Origin of the sequence: Aquabacterium sp. NJ1 (assembly GCF_000768065.1) — a bacterium.
Classification (GTDB): Bacteria; Pseudomonadota; Gammaproteobacteria; order Burkholderiales; family Burkholderiaceae_C; genus Aquabacterium.
Genome location: NZ_JRKM01000001.1, coordinates 1039160 through 1056484 on the forward strand (window position 1 = coordinate 1039160; position 17325 = coordinate 1056484).

At 65.3% G+C, this 17325-nt stretch carries 12 protein-coding genes; 7 read left to right on the forward strand and 5 right to left on the reverse strand.

Annotated elements, in window-relative coordinates:
• The first annotated feature begins 26 nt into the window (after positions 1–26).
• The 5 genes from flgL (at position 27) to JY96_RS04490 (ending at position 4629) form a co-directional block, all read left to right on the forward strand.
• Positions 27–1262, forward strand: a complete 1236-nt coding sequence (flgL, locus tag JY96_RS04470; protein WP_035035301.1) for a flagellar hook-associated protein FlgL — start codon at positions 27–29, stop codon at positions 1260–1262.
• A 27-nt stretch (positions 1263–1289) separates the two neighbouring features.
• A complete protein-coding gene (locus tag JY96_RS04475) occupies positions 1290–2495 on the forward strand; it encodes an EAL and HDOD domain-containing protein (protein ID WP_035035304.1) in 1206 nt (401 codons plus the stop codon).
• A 104-nt stretch (positions 2496–2599) separates the two neighbouring features.
• Positions 2600–2929, forward strand: coding sequence for a hypothetical protein (locus JY96_RS04480; RefSeq protein ID WP_035035306.1), 330 nt, complete (start codon positions 2600–2602; stop codon positions 2927–2929).
• A gap of 27 nt (positions 2930–2956) precedes the next feature.
• Positions 2957–3985 (forward strand): serine/threonine protein kinase, encoded by a 1029-nt coding sequence (locus JY96_RS04485; protein WP_035035308.1) that lies wholly within the window; start codon positions 2957–2959, stop codon positions 3983–3985.
• A 185-nt stretch (positions 3986–4170) separates the two neighbouring features.
• Positions 4171–4629, forward strand: a complete 459-nt coding sequence (locus tag JY96_RS04490; protein WP_035035310.1) for a flagellar basal body-associated FliL family protein — start codon at positions 4171–4173, stop codon at positions 4627–4629.
• Here the strand turns inward: JY96_RS04490 and JY96_RS21960 are convergent.
• Positions 4589–6634: a S8 family serine peptidase gene (locus JY96_RS21960; protein WP_161784238.1), complete on the reverse strand. Its 2046-nt coding sequence runs from the start codon at positions 6632–6634 to the stop codon at positions 4589–4591. The two genes, JY96_RS04490 and JY96_RS21960, sit on opposite strands and share 41 nt — an antisense overlap.
• 297 nt (positions 6635–6931) lie before the next feature.
• On the opposite strand from JY96_RS21960, the gene JY96_RS04500 reads away from it, so the two are divergent.
• A complete protein-coding gene (locus tag JY96_RS04500; protein WP_035035312.1) occupies positions 6932–7558 on the forward strand; it encodes a superoxide dismutase family protein in 627 nt (208 codons plus the stop codon).
• Positions 7559–7595: 37 nt separating this feature from the next.
• Here JY96_RS04500 and JY96_RS04505 read toward each other — a convergent pair whose 3' ends face one another.
• The 4 genes from JY96_RS04505 to ppc form a co-directional block, all read right to left on the reverse strand.
• Complete coding sequence (locus JY96_RS04505; protein WP_235333849.1) at positions 7596–8267, reverse strand: DUF1345 domain-containing protein; 672 nt, start codon at positions 8265–8267, stop codon at positions 7596–7598.
• 30 nt (positions 8268–8297) lie between these two features.
• Positions 8298–9803, reverse strand: a complete 1506-nt coding sequence (locus tag JY96_RS04510; RefSeq protein WP_081961582.1) for an MDR family MFS transporter — start codon at positions 9801–9803, stop codon at positions 8298–8300.
• Between the two features lie 123 nt (positions 9804–9926).
• On the reverse strand, positions 9927–12272 hold the full coding sequence (locus JY96_RS04515) for a response regulator (protein ID WP_052162136.1): 2346 nt from the start codon (positions 12270–12272) through the stop codon (positions 9927–9929).
• Between the two features lie 201 nt (positions 12273–12473).
• Positions 12474–15287: a phosphoenolpyruvate carboxylase gene (gene ppc / locus JY96_RS04520; RefSeq protein WP_052162137.1), complete on the reverse strand. Its 2814-nt coding sequence runs from the start codon at positions 15285–15287 to the stop codon at positions 12474–12476.
• Positions 15288–15450: 163 nt separating this feature from the next.
• Between ppc and edd the strand changes: the two genes are divergently transcribed.
• A complete protein-coding gene (edd, locus tag JY96_RS04525) occupies positions 15451–17301 on the forward strand; it encodes a phosphogluconate dehydratase (RefSeq protein ID WP_035035320.1) in 1851 nt (616 codons plus the stop codon).
• The last annotated feature ends 24 nt before the right edge of the window (positions 17302–17325 follow it).

Sequence of the window (17325 nt, forward strand, 5' to 3'; positions counted from 1 at the left end):
CGCTGGCATAAGGAAGGAACCTGATCATGCGCATTGCAACGGCTTACGGCTATGCACAAGCCATCAACAACCTGCAGGAGCGGCAGCAAAACCTGTCCACCTCGCAGCAACAGTTGACCTCGGGCAAACGGGTCAATGTGGCCAGCGACGACCCCACCGCGGCCGCACGGGCCGAACGCGCCCTGGCGCAGATCTCGCGCACCGAAGCAGACCAGCGCACGCTCGACGCCAGCCGCAACGTGATGAACATCGCCGAGTCCTCTCTGGGCACGGCCACCGACCTGCTGCAGACCGCACGTGAAACCCTGGTGGCCGCCGGCAACGGCAGCTACTCGGACAGCGACCGCAAGGCGCTGGTCGCCAAGCTCAAGGACATCCGCTCGCAACTGCTGACCGTGGCCAACACGTCGGATGGCGGCGGCGGTTATGTCTTCGGCGGGCAAGGCTCGTCCTCCCCACCCTTTGTGGACACGCCCACCGGCGTGGTCTTCCAGGGCCAGGCGGGCGAAACGCTGGCCTCGCAGGCCGACCACCTCAACCTCACGGTAGACGGCCAGCAAGTCTGGCTGAACGCCAAGTCCGGCAATGGCGTGTTCAACACGGCACCCGGCACCAACAGCGTCACCAGCGGGGCCAACAGCGGCACGGGCTGGATCAGCTCGGGCTCGGTCACGAACCCCAGCCAGCTGCCCTACCCGGCCACGCCTGCCCCGGCCTATGCCGTGAACTTCCACGTCTCGGGCGGTGTCACCACGTACGACGTGCTGGAAGACGGCAACCCCATCGCATCAGGCCAGCCCTACACCAGCAGCCAGCAGATCGCCATCCCGGGCAAGGGCATGGCGGTGGCGATCTCCGGTGTGCCCGCCGATGGCGACACCTTCAACGTCACCGAGGCACAAAACAACCTCAATGTGTTCACCAGCCTGGACAACACCATTGCCGCGCTGCAGGCCACCAACCCGCAAGGCGGCGCCGTGCAACAGGCTGTCAACACCGGCATGACCCAGCTCGATGCGGCCTTGAGCAGCATCCAGGGCGCCCGCTCCGCGGTGGGCGAACAGCTCAACCGCATGGACGGCATCCAGAGCCGCAACGACACGCACAAGCTGGCGGCCCAGACGGAAAAGTCCAATGCCGAGGATCTCGACATGGTTTCCGCCATCTCCAGCTTCCAGAACCAACAAACTGGCTACCAGGCGGCCATTCAGAGTTACGCCTCGATCCAGAAGTTGTCCTTGTTCCAATACATCAACGGCTAAATCAAAGGGTAAAGGCAGGCCCCTCACATGGACCATCCCATTCTCAACCAGACCGCATTGGCCTACTGCCCGGTCATCGATCGCAACCGCAACGTCATCGCCACACGCCTGACGGTGTTCCCGCTCAACCCGAGCGCCAAGCTGGACCCACGCGCACTGCTCGACGCGCTCGCCGAAGCCTGGCCCAGCGGTGGCGGCCAGCTGTGGCTCAACGTGGCCAGCGAAGGCCTGCTGCACGACCTGATCGTGGCGCAACCGGGCACGCACGTTGTGGTGGAAGTACCGGCCTTCATGGCCTCGGCACCTGAAAACACCGAACCCATGTGCACCCTGCATGCCAATGGCAGCACCATGCTGCTCAAGGGCCGCCCCCTGCAGGAGCTGCCACGCGAGGTGCTGGACTGCTTCAAGTACGCCATCGTCGACTTCGAGGAAGACCGCCGCATTGACCAGACCACCGGCGGTGCCGGCGTCTCGCCCGAAGGCATCCCCCGCCACATCGGCCACGTCCAGGCTGGCGTCAGCAATGTGCCGGACATGGAAACCAGCTTCCGCCGCGGTGCGGCAGCCGTGCTGGGCTGGCCCATCGACGACGTCATCAAGGCCGGCAACAAACCGGCCGATCAGCCCTCGCTGCAAGTCATCGTCATGTTGATCGACCAGGTCCACAAGCAGGAAGACATCGAGGTGCTGGAGAACACGCTCAAGCGTGACCCGCCCCTGGCCTACAAGCTGATGCGCTACATCAACTCGCCGGCCTTCGGGCTGTCGGTCGAGATCAGCTCGTTCCGCCACGCCATCATGATCCTGGGCTATCAACGCCTCAAGCGCTGGCTCGCCCTGCTGCTGGCCACCGCCAGCAAGGACCCGAACATGAAGCCGGTGATGTACGCCGCCGTGCGCCGTGGCCTCTTGATGGAAGAGCTCGCCCGCATCAGCGGTGACGACGAGATGCGCAACGAGCTGTTCATCTGCGGCGTGTTCTCGCTGCTGGACCGCATGTTCCAGCAACCCTTCAGCGACCTGCTCAAAACCATCCCCGTGCCCGAGCGCGTGTACCAGGCCCTGGCCGACAACACCGGCCCTTACGAGCCGTATTTCTGCCTGGTGCAAGCCATCGAAGGCAGCAGCGTCTTCGACCTCAAGGAGGCCGCCGAGGCCCTGATGATCGGCTTTGGCGACATCAACACGGCCATCATCAAGGCCATGGCCGCGGCCTCGCAGCTGGAGTGACCCGGCGGGGTTGCGCAGTGTGAATTCATGCACGCTGCCCACCCCCTCACTCACGGGTTAACCCTTGGTCTTTTCAGGTGGAGCCGGTATCCTCTGGCTCCACTATGAATGCATTTGCCCCCCTCATCGGTGTCATGGTCCTGTCCTTTGTGCTGGTCACGAACTTCTTCGTGGCCGCCTGGCGCTTGGGGGTCCTGCGCGCTTTCGGCCGCCGTCACAACCTGAACTGGCGCACGCTCACCGCCGGGTCGCTGGCCGCCTGCCTGCCCTTCGCCGGCGCCATCCTGGCCTTGACGCTGATCCCCTCCGACAACGGCGTGGACATCTCCCTGTCGGCCGCCCGGCTGGCCGTTCAACTGGCCGGCAGCGGCCTGGTCATGCACCTGATCAACGACCAGCTCGTGATCTGGGGCCGCGCGCAAACCCAGCTCTGATGCCAGCCGTCGTCGTTAAGATGGCGCATGCACGCCGACACCCCTTACGCCGACCTCACCCCTGACCTCGTCCTGGATGCCCTGGAGGCCCTGGGCCAGCGTGTGGACGGCCGGCTGCTGCAGCTGAACTCCTACGAAAACCGCGTCTTCCAGATCGGGCTGGACAGCGGCCATTTCGTGGTCGCCAAGTTCTACCGGCCAGGCCGCTGGAGCGACGCACAGATCCTCGAAGAACACGCCTTCGCGCATGAACTGGTGGCCGCCGAAGTGCCGGCCGTGCCGCCCATGCCCCTGCAAGCCGCGCTGGAGGGTGCCAGCGTACAAGGTGATCCCCCGACATTGGGCTTTTTCAAGGGCCACCGCGTGGCCGTGAGCCACCGGCGCGGCGGCCGCTCACCCGAACTCGAAGACCTGGGCGTGCTGACCTGGCTGGGCCGCTTTCTGGCCCGCCTGCACCTGGTGGGGGCTCAACACCCCTTCGTCCATCGCCCGACGATGGGCGTGGCGCAAACCGGCCGGCAAGCGCGCCAATGGCTGGCCGACAGCGACAGCCTGCCCATCGAGCAGCGCACCCTGTGGCTGGCCGTGGCCGACCAGGCGCTCGACCTGTGCCAGCAGGCCTTTGACCGCATCGATGGCCTGCGCCTGCGCCGCCTGCATGGCGACTGCCACCCCGGCAACATCCTGTGGACACCGGACGGCCCGCATTTCGTCGACCTGGACGATGCCTGCATGGGCCCCGCCGTGCAGGACTTCTGGATGCTGCTCAGCGGTGACCCGCGCGACCGCCAGGTCCAGCTCAACGCCTTGCTGGAAGGCTATGAATCCATCGCCGAGTTCGACTGGCGCGAACTCAAGCTGGTGGAGCCGCTGCGCACCTTGCGCATCATCCACCACAGCGCCTGGCTGGCCCGCCGCTGGCACGACCCGGCCTTCCCGGCCGCCTTCCCCTGGTTCGGCTCGGCCATGTACTGGCAGCAGCAGATTGACCTCTTGCGCCAGCAGATCGACGTCATGCAGACCCCGGATGACCAGCCCGCCTGGATGATGGACTGAGACAGGCGGCCGGCATCAGCGGACAAGAGGCCTTGGCCGAAAAAACAATGTTTTCATACCCGGGTTCAAGCGACGGAACGGCGTGCGTTTGTCGCGCTTGAGCGCTGCCCGTCAGCGTCGCTTCGGCGGCGCCATAGTAAGGTTCACGTCATCCACCCGACACCCTTCTGACCGGAGCGCAGCGCATGGCCATCGCGAAAGAGATCGATCAACCCACCTCAGGCATCAGCGACTGGCTGCTTGAACTGGTGATCGGCCTGGCGGTGGTGGTGCTGGGGGGCGGTGTGTGGGCCTACACGCATTTTTCGTCGCCGGGCACCGAGCAGCAACGGCCCAAACCCGTCTGGCTGAACGTCCCCAAGGTCATGGCCCAGACCGCCGACGGGCGGATGGTCAACGTCAAGGTCAATTTGCGCCTGGCCAAGGACAAGGATGCCGGTGAACTGGAACCCTATATCCCGGCCTTCAAGACCATGATCCAGGAAGCCAGCACGGGCATCACGCGCGACGAACTGAAAGACCCTGGCGGCATGCTGCAGTTCAGCAAAGCCGTCAAGGCCTCGGTCAACGGCTACCTGAAATCACAGGACGTGCCCACGCGCATCAAGGACGTCGCGTTCGACGAGTTGATGCCACTGCCCTGACGCGGCTGCGCCGCTGGTACGACACGCTGGCCATCAAGGTGAACAAGGCCAGCCCGATCAGCGCGGCTCCATCGACGCTGCCACCGCCGCCACCTGATGAGGTGCTGGTATTGGTGACAGGCACGCTGGCAGGCACGTACACCCACTGGTCGATCGTCGCCGAGCGGCCACTGTCATCGGTGACCTGTAATTGCACCTTGAAGGCTCCCGGCGCCGTCGGCGTCAACTGGGTCTCGACGCTGTTGCGCGACCAGCCTGACGCATTGACGATGCCACCGTCGTCCAGCACCTGCCAGGCGTAGCTGCTCATGCTGCCCCCTACCGGGCTGACCATGGACTGCGCCGCATTGAGGTAGACAGGCTGGTTGGGCTGTGGCGTGGCCTGTGTCGAGGGTTTCACCGTGATCACGGCCACGGGGTCGGTCAACGCCGCCTGCACGGCCGCATCCACATCGAGCATGCCGGCGCCGCAGGTTTGAGTCGTGCAATAGCATTCGAATTGCTCGGCCGCACTCGGGGCCACGCAACGGCCGCTCGCCAGTGGGTCACCGGATGTCGGGAACGCTCGGGCGTGGCGCCGCAAGAGTGACGATACCGCCGCCGGAGTCAGACTGGATCGCGCTTGCAGCAACAGCGCGGCCGCACCGCTGACCTGGGGGGCAGCAAAGCTGGTGCCATTGGCCCAACGGCTCATCTGGTCCGTATAAATGGACCCACCGTTTGCGTTGCTAACAGGGTCCTTGTCACCACTATTGGTTGTGGTGAGCATGGTGTAGAGGCAATCACCTGTGGCGTTCTCGCAGTTGCCAGCCGGGGCACTCAGGCTCACCTCCGGCCCCAGGGACGAATACCGCACCTTGGCGCCCACATGCCGCACCCCAGCGACGGCGATCACGCCCGGGCAATTGGCCGGTGTGGACACCGCCAGGCCGTTGTCATTGCCGGCGGAAGCCACAATCACCACATTGAGCGCCGTGAGCTCGGCGATGACCTCTTTGTAGGCCAGCGAGCACGTGTCGCTGCCACCCAAGCTCATGTTGATCACGCGGGCGTTGGCGACCGGCGGCGTTGACACGCCATCTACCGGGAGCCCCGCAGCCCAGCGCATGCCGGCCATGATGTCCGAGTCCCAGCCCCCGCACTTGCCCAAGGCTCGCACCGGCAGAATCATCGCCTCCGGCGCCACGGATGCACCACCTATACCATTGTCGGCCTTGGCCCCGATGATGCCCGCCACCTTGGTGCCGTGCCAGGTGCTCGTGTCCAGCACCTGGCAGTCCACCGTGGTTTTCAGCTCGGAATTGATCTCATTGATGCCGTTCTGATCGACCCAGTCACCCAGGTCAGACGGATCGGTGCTGCGCCCGCCCGGCTTGGGCACCCCAGCCACAGAGGCGTAGCTGATCATATTGGCGCCTGGATGCAGCTTGTCGACCAGATCCGGGTGGTCCGTGCGCACCCCCGTATCGATCTCTGCCACGGTGATGCCACTACCCCTCACAGGGACAGTGCGAACCCACGCAGCCTGTGCATTGATGGCCGCATGGGGAGCATCCACATCTGGCGTACGCAAGAACCACTGCCCTGCTGCCACATTGGGGTTGCTCACATTGGAGAACAGCGGGTCATCAGGGTAGACGCTGTGAAGCCGGCGCAAACGGTCCGGCACGGCATACATCACATCGCCGTCTTTGGCCAGCACGGCGGCCAGCGCTTCCGAGCTCAAGCCCTGCGCCATCGCCACATGCACACGCGGGCCAACCTCTCGCCCGTCCTGCACCACCAGGCCACGGCGCTGCCCCAGCCTTTGCATGAGGTGCGTCTGCGTCGAGCCACCCGCAGACTGCACCTGCACCACGCTGCTCCTGAGCACACTGGCGTCCGGCTTGAGCTTGACGATGACCCGCCCGTACGTGCCGTCTGCCGCCTGTACCAACGGGGCTGCGGCCAGCAGAAGTGCGGCACCGAGTCGTGGCCACCATCGGGCCTTGCTTGAAAAACTCATCGCTACTGCCTTTCGGGCATCCAAGGCTGGCATGCCCCCTTCACGCCTTTTCGGACAAGCCGTGAACACCGTCATCAAATTGCCTCATTTCGCAGCACTCCAACGCTCACCCCAGGGGGAACCCGCGTTCCTCAAAGCTTGCCAACAAGGTTATCCACAGGATACGGGGATAAGTCCATATGCAGATGCGCCATTTCGACGACATGACAAGGCCACCTGCAAGGGTACTGTCCAAAATTCACGGTCTGCGGCGCTACAGTGGCCCGTTCAACGATTTACCAACAGGAGGCTTTACCAATGAAACACACTCACTGGCTGTCGACCGCGGCCATGATGCTGGCCCTCGCAGCTTGCTCGACCCCCTACAGCCCCAACGGGCAGGCCAGCGCCAACGCCCCCGGCATGGGTGGCGGTGAACGCGGCACGATGGGCGGCATGATGGGCGGTCAAGGCATGATGGGCCAGGGCATGATGCAAGGCATGGCCATGGCCACCTTGACGCCCACCCAGGGCAACACGGCCCGCGGCATGGTGGTCTTCCACCAGATGCAGGACCACATGATGGTGCACGCGCACATCACGGGCGTGGCGCCCAATTCCGAGCATGGCTTTCACCTGCATGACGTGGGCAGCTGCGCCAGCACGGACGGCACCAGCGCCGGTGGCCACTTCAACCCAGGCAAGACCGCCCACGGCCCGCAGGACGCCGAGCACCATGCCGGCGACATGCCCAGCCTGAAGGCCGACGCCGACGGCGTGATCGACCAGAAGTTCATGTTGCACGGCGTGACGATCAAGGGCGACGCCAACAGCATCGACGGCCGCAGCGTGATCCTGCATGCCAATGCCGACGACTACAAGACCCAGCCGACCGGCAACTCGGGCGCCCGCATCGCCTGCGGTGTGATCGCCACGCACCCCTGAGCCACCTGGGCGAGCCGCTCAAGCGCGGCCTGCGCACTCACAGCAGGCTGGACGCGACGTTGATGGTCAGGGCCACCAGGCTGGTGTTGAACAGGAACGCCAGCACGCAGTGCACCAGGCCGACACGCCGCATGCCGGAGCTGCTGATCGACACATCGGCCGTCTGGCCCGATGTGCCGATCACGGCGGCAAAGTAGAGAAAGTCCAGGTAATCGGGGTCGGGCGTGTCAGGGAACTGCAGCCCGCCTGGCTGCCCCTGGCGTCGTGCCGAATAAAAATCGTGCGCATAGTGCAGCGCGAACATCACCTGCGTGAACGCCCAGGACGACAGGATCGTGCCGCCCGCCAGCGCAATGTGTGCCATGCGGGCCGCCCCGGTGAAATCCTTGGCCACGGACAACTCCGCCACGATGGAGCCCAGACTGGCCAGCGCCGAGATCACCACCAGCGTCAGGATGGCCGCCGCGCCATCGTCCTGCTGGCACGCGCGCCGCTGAATCTGCGCCTTGCTCGAACGCGCCATCATCCAGCCCGCGAGCGCCAGGTAGGCCCAGGCCCCCACGTTCCAGCCGATGATCCAGCGCGTGATCTCGCGCGTGGCTTCATGCAGGGGCAAGGCCAGCGCCACCGTGATGCCCAAACCGCCTGCGATGAACAGGCGCGGCCGGATGTGAATCTGCCGCAGCAGCGGCACCTTGTGCAGGTTCATGCGCCGGATCATAACGAGGGCTGGCCCGGCTCAGGGCTTGTCGGCATGCAGGTTCATGGGCGGCACGCACTTGACCAGCACGGCCACGATGACCATCAAGCCCACCACGATCCACTGCCCATCATGGATGGCACTGACCAGCCCGTGGCGCGCCACATCCAGCAAGGCCGAAGTGTCCTGCCCGGCCTGGGTCACCAAGGCGTTCAAGCGCGTGACCTCGGACGCATCCACCAGGATCTGCGGGTCGCTCAACCATGGGAGCCACCGGGTCTGGCCACGCTGCACCAAGGCCTGCTCGACGGCCTGCACATAGTGGTGCGACACCAGCGTGCCCACCAGGGCCGTGCCCAGCATGCCGCCCATCATGCGCGTGGACTGCAGCATGGCCGTGGCCACGCCCAGTTGCTGGCGCTGCGCACTGGCCTGGGTGAACAAGGTGAGGTTAGGCAGCAGCACACCGATACCGAGCCCGCCTGTCATCATCGCGGCCACCACCAGGGCATGTGGCGTGCTCGCCGTGACCTGTGTGAGCGCCAGCGCGGCCAGCCAGAACAGGGCGGCGCCCACGTACAGCATCCAGTTGGGTGAAGACAACCTCGTCACGATGCGGCCATTGGTGATGCTGCCCACCGTGATGAAGACGGCAAACGGCGTGATCAACAAGCCCGCCTGATTCGGCGACAAGCCGAAGCCCCCCTGGAACATCAACGGCGCGTAGTACATCACCGCGAACATGCAAAAGCCCATGGACAGCGAGAGCGTGAACAAGGGCACCAGGTGCCGGTCGGACAACAGGCTCATGGGCAGCACGGGATTGGGGCAACGCCGCTCCCACCAGATCAACGTCACCAGCGACACGGCCATCACACAAGCCAGCGCCAGCAACCAGGCCACCGGCTTGTGCTGCGGCCACCACTCGACCAGCAACTGCATGCTGCCCAGGCACAGCGCGATGAGCGCCGAGCCCTGCCAGTCCAGCGGCTTGGGCTCGTGCTCGGCGTGGCGGATGTGCGGCAGGTAGCGCGACACGAACAACAAGCTGGCCAGGCCCACCGGCAGGTTGACGAAGAACACCGAGCGCCAGCCCCAGTGCTCGGTGAGGTAACCGCCCATGGACGGCCCCACCGCATTGGCCAGCCCGAAGCTGGTGCTGAACATGATCTGCCAGCGCAGCCGCGATCTGGGGTCGGGAAACAGGTCGGGGATGCAGGCAAAGGTGGTGGCCACCAGCATGCCCCCGCCGATGCCTTGTGCACCACGCGCCAGCACCAGTTGCGGCATGTTCTGCGCCCAGCCGCACAACATGGACGCGGCCGTGAACAGCACGATGGCCGCCAGCACAAAGGGCTTGCGCCCGTGTTCATCACCCAGCTTGCCGAAGATGGGCACCGTGATGATGGAGGTCAGCAGATAGGCGGTGCCCACCCAGGCATACAGGTCGAAGCCATGCAGCTCGGCCACCACCGTGGGCAAGGCGGTGCCGATCACGGTCTGGTCCAGGGCCACCAGGATCAGCACGAAACACAGGCCCAGCATGGCCAGCAGGGTCTGGCGAAAACCCAGTGTTGTCGAAGAAGATGCGCTCACCACGTCCAGGCGGTTTGGTCAGGGAAGGTGGAGCTTACCTCGGCGGCCCGCAACACTGCCACCGCCACGACACTACCGCGCTTGCACCGGGGCCAACGACCTGGCATGCCGAATCCACCAGGCCAGCTTGCTGAACAAGGTGTCCACGTCGATCGGTTTGACGATGTGGTCGTTCATCCCGGCCGCAAAGGCCTGCTCCAGGTCACTGGCCATGGCGTTGGCGCTCAGCGCGATCACGGGCAGGTTTGCAAAACGCGGCTGCGCCCGGATCTGGCGAGCGGCGGTGTAGCCATCCATCACGGGCATCTGGCCGTCCATCAGCACGCAATCGACATCAGGCAGGGCATCGAGCATGTCCAGCGCAGACTGGCCGTTGCCGGCCAGCACCACGTCCACCCCGACCATGCTCAGCAACGCCACGATCAACTCCTGGTTGACCTCGTTGTCCTCCACCAGCAGCACGCGGGTGCCGGCCAGGTCGGCGCTCGGCGCCTTGTCCTGCGGTTTGCCCAAGTCTGCATCACCTTGCACCAGCGCGCTGTCGAGTGCCGCGCTGACGGCCTCCAGCATGGTAGAGGCCGTCACGGGTTTGGTCAGCACCGCTTGCAGCTGCACCTGCATGGCCTGAGCCTGTTTGAGCGCCTCGTCACGGGCCGACACGGTCACCATGATCACGGCCGGCGGTTGACTCACCTGGTCAGCGGACTGGATCAGGCGCGCACACTCGATGCCATCCATGCCCGGCATGCGCCAGTCGATCAGCGCCACCTCGAAGGGGCGCCCTGCTTTCTCAGCCTGCCGGACCTGGTCCAGCGCATCGGGGCCATTGCCCACGACCGTCACATCGAACTGGAACCGCTGCGCCATGGTTTGCAGGATCTCGCCGGCAGACAGGTTGTCGTCCACGATGAGCACCCGCAGGCCATCGGCCCTCACCAAGTGGCGCGGGCGCACTTCTTCGAGATGCGTGCTCCAGCGCAGCTTCACCGTGAAATGGAAGGTGGAGCCCTTGCCCGGCTCGCTTTCCACCCAGATCCGCCCGCCCATCAACTCGACCAGTTGCCTGCAGATGGCCAGGCCCAGGCCTGTGCCACCGTATTGGCGCGAGGTCGAGCTGTCTGCTTGCGAAAAGCTCTGGAACAACCGGCTCTGCTGCTCGGCACTCATGCCCAGGCCGGTGTCGCGCACGGCCAGGTGCAGCTCGATCTGCTCGCCTTCGCGGGCCACTTCGTTCACCGACACCAGCACCTCGCCACGCTCGGTGAACTTCACCGCGTTGTTCACCAGGTTGGTCAGCACCTGCCCCAGCCGCAAGGCGTCGCCATGGAACACCGGCGGCAGGCTGGGCGCCGTGTGGAACAGCAACTCCAGCCCCTTTTCCTCGGCCTTGAGGCCCACCAGGCTGCTGAGGTTGTCCAGCACCTGGTCGAGGCTGAAGGGCGCCACCTCCAGCTCCAGCTTGCCTGCTTCGACTTTGGAAAAATCCAGAATGTCATTGATGATGCCCAGCAGGTTCTGCGCAGCCCGGTGCACCTTTTCCACATAGCCGCGCTGCTGCGGGCTCATCGCCGTCTGCAAGGCCAGGTAGGACATGCCGATGATCGCGTTCATGGGCGTGCGAATCTCGTGCGACATGTTGGCGAGGAACTCCGACTTGGCGCGTGTGGCCTCTTCAGCCAACTGCTTGGCGCGGACCAGGGGCGTGATGTCCGACGACACGCCCGCCAGGGCAAATGGCTCGCCGCGCTCCCCCAGCACGGGGAACTTCAAGGACATGTAGGTGTGCGTGCTGCCATCGGATTGCGGCAGCAACTCCTCCCGCTGCTGGGCGCAGCCTCCCAACAGCACCTCGCGGTCAACATCCATGAACCGGCGGGCCAGCTCGGCGTCCATCAAGTCGGCATCTGTGTGGCCAATGGTCTGCTCGTGGGTGACCCCGACGACATCGCAGAAGGCCTGGTTGGCCAGCAGGTAGCGCCCTTGCGGGTCCTTGGCGTAGATGACAGCGGGGGCGTGGTCCATGATGGACTGCAGCAACTGCTGGTTCTCCTGCGCCGAGCGCCTGGCTTGCACCAGGGATGTGCGGTCCTGTACCCAGGTGGCATGGCAGGGGCGGCCATCCAGGGTCTGCGCCTTGGCCTGCAGGCTCAGGCGCCGGATCTGGCCATCTGATCGGACCAGGTCCAGCTTGATGGCATCGGCCTGCGTTCGGGAGAACTGGCAAGCCTTCAGCAAAGCCTGCGCGGGCCCCACCATACGAGGCTCATCACCGGGCTGCGACAGCAGATCCTGCTCGTCGAGCCCCGCCCAGGCCAGCAAGGTGTGGTTGACGAAGACGAGGCGCCCCGACTCATCGGCGATCAACAAGCCCACCGGGCAGCTGTTCAACACATCACGTGTTGCTTGGGACAGATCCATGGCGACAGCACTCCGGTACACACGGGCAAGGGGCTTGCACAGGCGGATCAAGCCAATCTAGCACCCGGGCTCTCACCTTGCCAATGCAGACAAGCTCGCACCGATGTGCCAGCAGCACAACTTCTTCACGCCTGTCACGCTTCGTGGGCTTGCAACCCTTGCGCCATGTAGGGATGAGGTTGCCCGCTGACGCCCCTGGACTCAACCGCTGTTGCGCAGCCCCTGAGCCAGGCCGTTGATGGTGAGGTGGATGCCACGCTGGATGCGCTCGTCCACGGCTTCCTGGCGCCGCTGGCGCTCGCGGAAGCTCTCCAGCAGCGTGACCTGCAGGTGGTTGAGCGGGTCCAGATACGGGTGGCGGTCGGCAATGTGGCGCTGCAACTCGGGGTGGCGCTCCAGCAGGGTCTGCTGGCCGGTCACCATCAGCAGGTGGCGCAAGGTGAGTTCATGCTCGGCCCGGATGCGCCCAAAGATCGCCGCACTCAAGGCCTTGTCGCTGACCAGGCCCGCATAACGCGAGGCGATGGCCATATCGGACTTGGTCAGCACCATGTCCATGTTCGACAAGAGGCTGGACAGATAAGGCCAGTTCGCGTGCATGGCCTGCAGGCGCCGTGCACCGGCCTCGCCGTGCTTTTGCACATAGGCCTCGATGGCGCTGCCAAAACCATACCAGCCCGGCAACATGATGCGGCACTGGGCCCAGCTGAACACCCAGGGGATGGCGCGCAGGTCGTCGATGGAGGTGGACTTCTTGCGCGAGGCCGGGCGGCTGCCGATGTTCAGATGGGCGATCTCGGCAATCACCGTGGACTCCCAGAAGAACTGCTCGAAGCCTTCGGTTTCGTAGACCAGGTGGCGGTAGGCCGCAAAGGCCGTGGCCGACAACTCTTCCATCACGTCCAGGAACTCGGTGGGCACGCCCCGGTTCGGCGGCAGCAGGCTGGCGGTGAGCGTGGCGGCCACCAGCACCTCCAGGTTGCGGCGACCGGTTTCGGGCTGGCCGTACTTGGCTGCAATCACCTCGCCTTGTTCGGTCAGGCGCACCTGGCCCTGCACCGCACCAGGCGGTTGCGCGAGGATGGCCTGGTAGCTGGGGCCACCACCACGTCCCACCGAGCCACCACGGCCGTGGAACAGGCGCAGGCGCACGCCGTGGCGGGCGAACACCTCCACCAGGCCGATTTCGGCCTTGTACAGCTCCCAGCCCGAAGTCAGGAAGCCGCCGTCCTTGTTCGAGTCGGAGTAACCCAGCATGACCTCCTGCACGTCACCCAGGCTCTTGAGCAGCTCGCGATAGAGAGGCAAGGACAAGAGCTTGTCCATGATGCCGGGGGCGGCGCGCAGGTCGCCAATCGTCTCGAACAAGGGCACCACGTTGAGCGCCAGGCGTGCAGGCTGATCGCCACGCGCGGGTTGCAGCAGGCCAGCCTCCTTGAGCAGCACGGCCACCTCCAGCATGTCGGACACGCTGGCCGCCTTGCTGATGATGCACTGGGCCACGGACTGGCGGCCATACCGTTGATGCGCCAGCCGGGCCTGCTGGAAGATCGCGATCTCACCCTGGCTCAGCTCGCTGTAGGCAATGTGCGGCGAGTACAGCGGGCGGGCCGTCTGCAGCTCGGCCAGCAAGCGAGCCACGCGCTGGTCTTCGTCCAGCGACAGGTAGGCCGAGCCCGGCTCGGCGGCCTCCAGCAAGTCAGCAATGACCTGCTCGTGCACGTCCGAGTTCTGGCGCAGGTCCAGCGGTGCGAGGCTGAAGCCGAACACCTGCACGGCACGGCGCAACTGGCGCAGGCGCCCGCGCGTCAGCGAGGCCGAGCCATTGGCCTTGAGCGAACGGTGGATGACGTCCAGGTCGGCCAGCAGTTCGTCCGCCGTTTCGTAAGCAGGTGCCTCGCCCAAGGCGGGGCGAGCAGGCTTGCGTCCGATCAGGTTCTGGTAGGTGGCCGCCAGGCGCGCATACAAGCCGCTGATGGCACGGCGGTAAGGCTCGTCCATGCGGTGCTGGGACTGATCAGGCGAACGCTCGGCCAGAGCCAGCAGCGCTTCTGATGGTTTGGCCAGCAAGGCCGAGATCGACAGCTCCAGCCCCAGTTCATTGAGCTCGGCCAGGTGGTGGCGCAGCACGCATTCGGCCTGCATGCGCAAGGTGGCATCCAGCACCTGCGCGGTCACGAAGGGGTTGCCGTCGCGGTCACCACCGATCCAGCTGGCCACGTGCAGGAAGTTGGGCAAGGCCAGCTCATCGGCCTGCGGTGCCCGGGCCTGCTTGAGGTCCGCGCGCAGGCGGTCTTCAAGCTGCGCATACAAGCGCGGCACTTCAGCCAGGAAGGTGCGCTCGTGCGTCTCCAGGCTGTTGGCCACCTCGTCCAGCACGGACAACTTGGTGGGCCGCAGCAAACGCGTCTGCCACAAGGTGAGCACGATGCGGCGCAGTTCTTCGGCAGACTCAGCTTGCTCTTGCGGCGTCTGCGGGCTCTGGTCACGTTCGCGCAGCAGGCGGGCCAGTTGCATCTGCTCGTGCAGGATGCTGTGGCGGCGTACTTCGGTGGGGTGTGCGGTGAGCACGGGCGCCACCTGCGCGTGCCCGATCAATTCGAGCACCTGCTGCGGGCTCAGACCCTCAGCGGCAAAGCGGTCCAGCGCATGCTCCAGCGTGCCTTCGCTGGCCGGCTCGCCACTGAGGGCGGCCTGGCGTTGCAGCCGGATCTGGTGCTGGTCTTCGGCGATATTGGCCAGCAGCGAGAAATAACTGAAGGATCGGATCACCTGCAGCATCTGGTCGCGCGACAGGCTGTCGAGCGTGCTCTCCAGTGCCTGGCGGGCAGCCTGATCGTGTTCACGCCGAAAGCGCACCGAATGGCGGCGGATCTGGTCCACCAGCTCATACGTGGCCTCGCCGTGCTGCTCGCGCACGGTGTCGCCGAGCACGCGGCCCAGCAGTCGGATGTCATCCCTCAACAGGTGGTGAGGGTCTTGGGCGGACGGGTGGTCCTGGTCAGAAGCATTCATGTGCCGTGTCTCTTGTGAAGGCGGGGCCACACAAATGGTACAAGAAGGCAGCACGCATTCGACACCCTTGCTGATATCTTTCCGTGCAGAGACCTGACACCCGACGTGCAGACAGGCTTGCCATAGACTGTCCTTTGATGTCCGCACGGATGGGAACCTGAACATGAGCAACGCCACACCCACGCCGATTCACCCTGTCATCGCCGAGGTCACCGAGCGCATCCGCCAACGCAGCGCCGCCAGCCGCGCCGATTACCTCGCCATGGTCGAGCAAGCCGGCCAGCACGCCCCCCAGCGCAAGGGCATGGGCTGCGCCAACCTGGCCCACACTTTTGCCGCCGCGCCAGTCAACGACAAGCTGGCCATCCGCGAATCCAGGCGCACCAACATCGGCATCGTCACGGCCTACAACGACATGCTGTCGGCCCACCAGCCGTATGCCACCTACCCCGAGTTCATCAAGCAGGTGGCCCGCGAGGCAGGCGGCGTGGCCCAGGTGGCGGGCGGTGTGCCCGCCATGTGCGACGGCATCACGCAAGGCGCCGAAGGCATGGAGTTGTCGCTGTTCTCGCGCGACGTGATTGCCCTCGCCACCGCCGTGGCCTTGTCGCACAAGGTGTTTGACGCCGCCCTGTACCTGGGCATCTGCGACAAGATCGTGCCGGGCCTGATGATCGGTGCACTGCGCTTTGGCCACCTGGCCAGCGTGTTCGTGCCCGCCGGCCCCATGACATCGGGCTTGCCCAATGACCAGAAGGGCAAGGTGCGCCAGCAATATGCGCAGGGCCTGGTGAGCCGCGAGGCCCTGCTCGAAGCCGAGGCCCAGTCGTATCACAGCGCCGGCACCTGCACCTTCTACGGCACGGCCAACTCCAACCAGATGCTGATGGAAATCATGGGGGTGCAGTTACCGGGCTCATCCTTCGTGAACCCGGGCACGCCCATGCGTGAAGCGCTCACGGCCCATGCCGTGCGCCGGGCACTGGCCTTGAGCCACGATGGCGAGCAGCCCACGCCACTGGGCCACATCGTCGATGAGAAGGCCGTGGTCAACGGCATCGTGGGCTTGCTGGCCACAGGCGGCTCTACCAACCACACCATCCACCTGGTGGCCATGGCCCGCGCGGCCGGCGTGCTGATCGATTGGGATGACTTTTCGGACCTGTCTGCCGTGGTGCCTCTGCTGGCGCGCATCTACCCCAATGGCTCGGCCGATGTGAACCACTTCCATGCTGCCGGTGGCATGGGCTTCCTGATCCGCGAGCTGCTGGATGCCGGCCTGCTGCATGCCGATGTGAACACCGTAGCCGGCGCTGGCTTGCGCCACTACACGCAAGAGCCCAGCCTGGAAACCGGCACACTGAGCTGGCACGATGCACCCCTGCAGAGCGGCGATGTGTCCGTGCTGCGCCCTGTGGCCGAGCCCTTCAGCGCAGATGGGGGCTTGAAGCTCATGCGCGGCAACCTGGGCCGCTCTGTCATCAAGGTCTCGGCCGTCAAGCCCGAGCACCGCGTGGTGCGGGCGCCCGCCATCGTCTTCCATGACCAGCAGGATGTGCTGGATGCTTTCCAGGCAGGCCAGTTGGAGCGCGACTTCGTGGCCGTGCTCACCTACCAGGGCCCGCGCGCCAACGGCATGCCTGAGCTGCACAAGCTCACGCCCGCACTCAGCGTGTTGCAGGATAAGGGCTTCAAAGTGGCGCTGGTGACGGATGGCCGCATGTCGGGTGCATCAGGCAAGGTGCCGGCCGCCATCCACGTGAGCCCGGAAGCGCTGGACGACAGCCCCATCGCCCGCGTGTACACAGGTGACATGGTCGTGCTCGATGGCCAGACCGGCGAGCTGCGCGTGGAGGTAGACGACGCCACCCTGGCCGCCCGCAGCGTGACCGTGCCCGATCTGCACCACAACCAGTTGGGCACAGGCCGAGAACTGTTCGGCCTGTTCCGCCACAACGCGGGCAACGCCGAGGCCGGGGGCAGCCCCTTGTTCGGCGCTGCACTGCATCGCTGATGCCTGATCTGGATACCTCTCAGC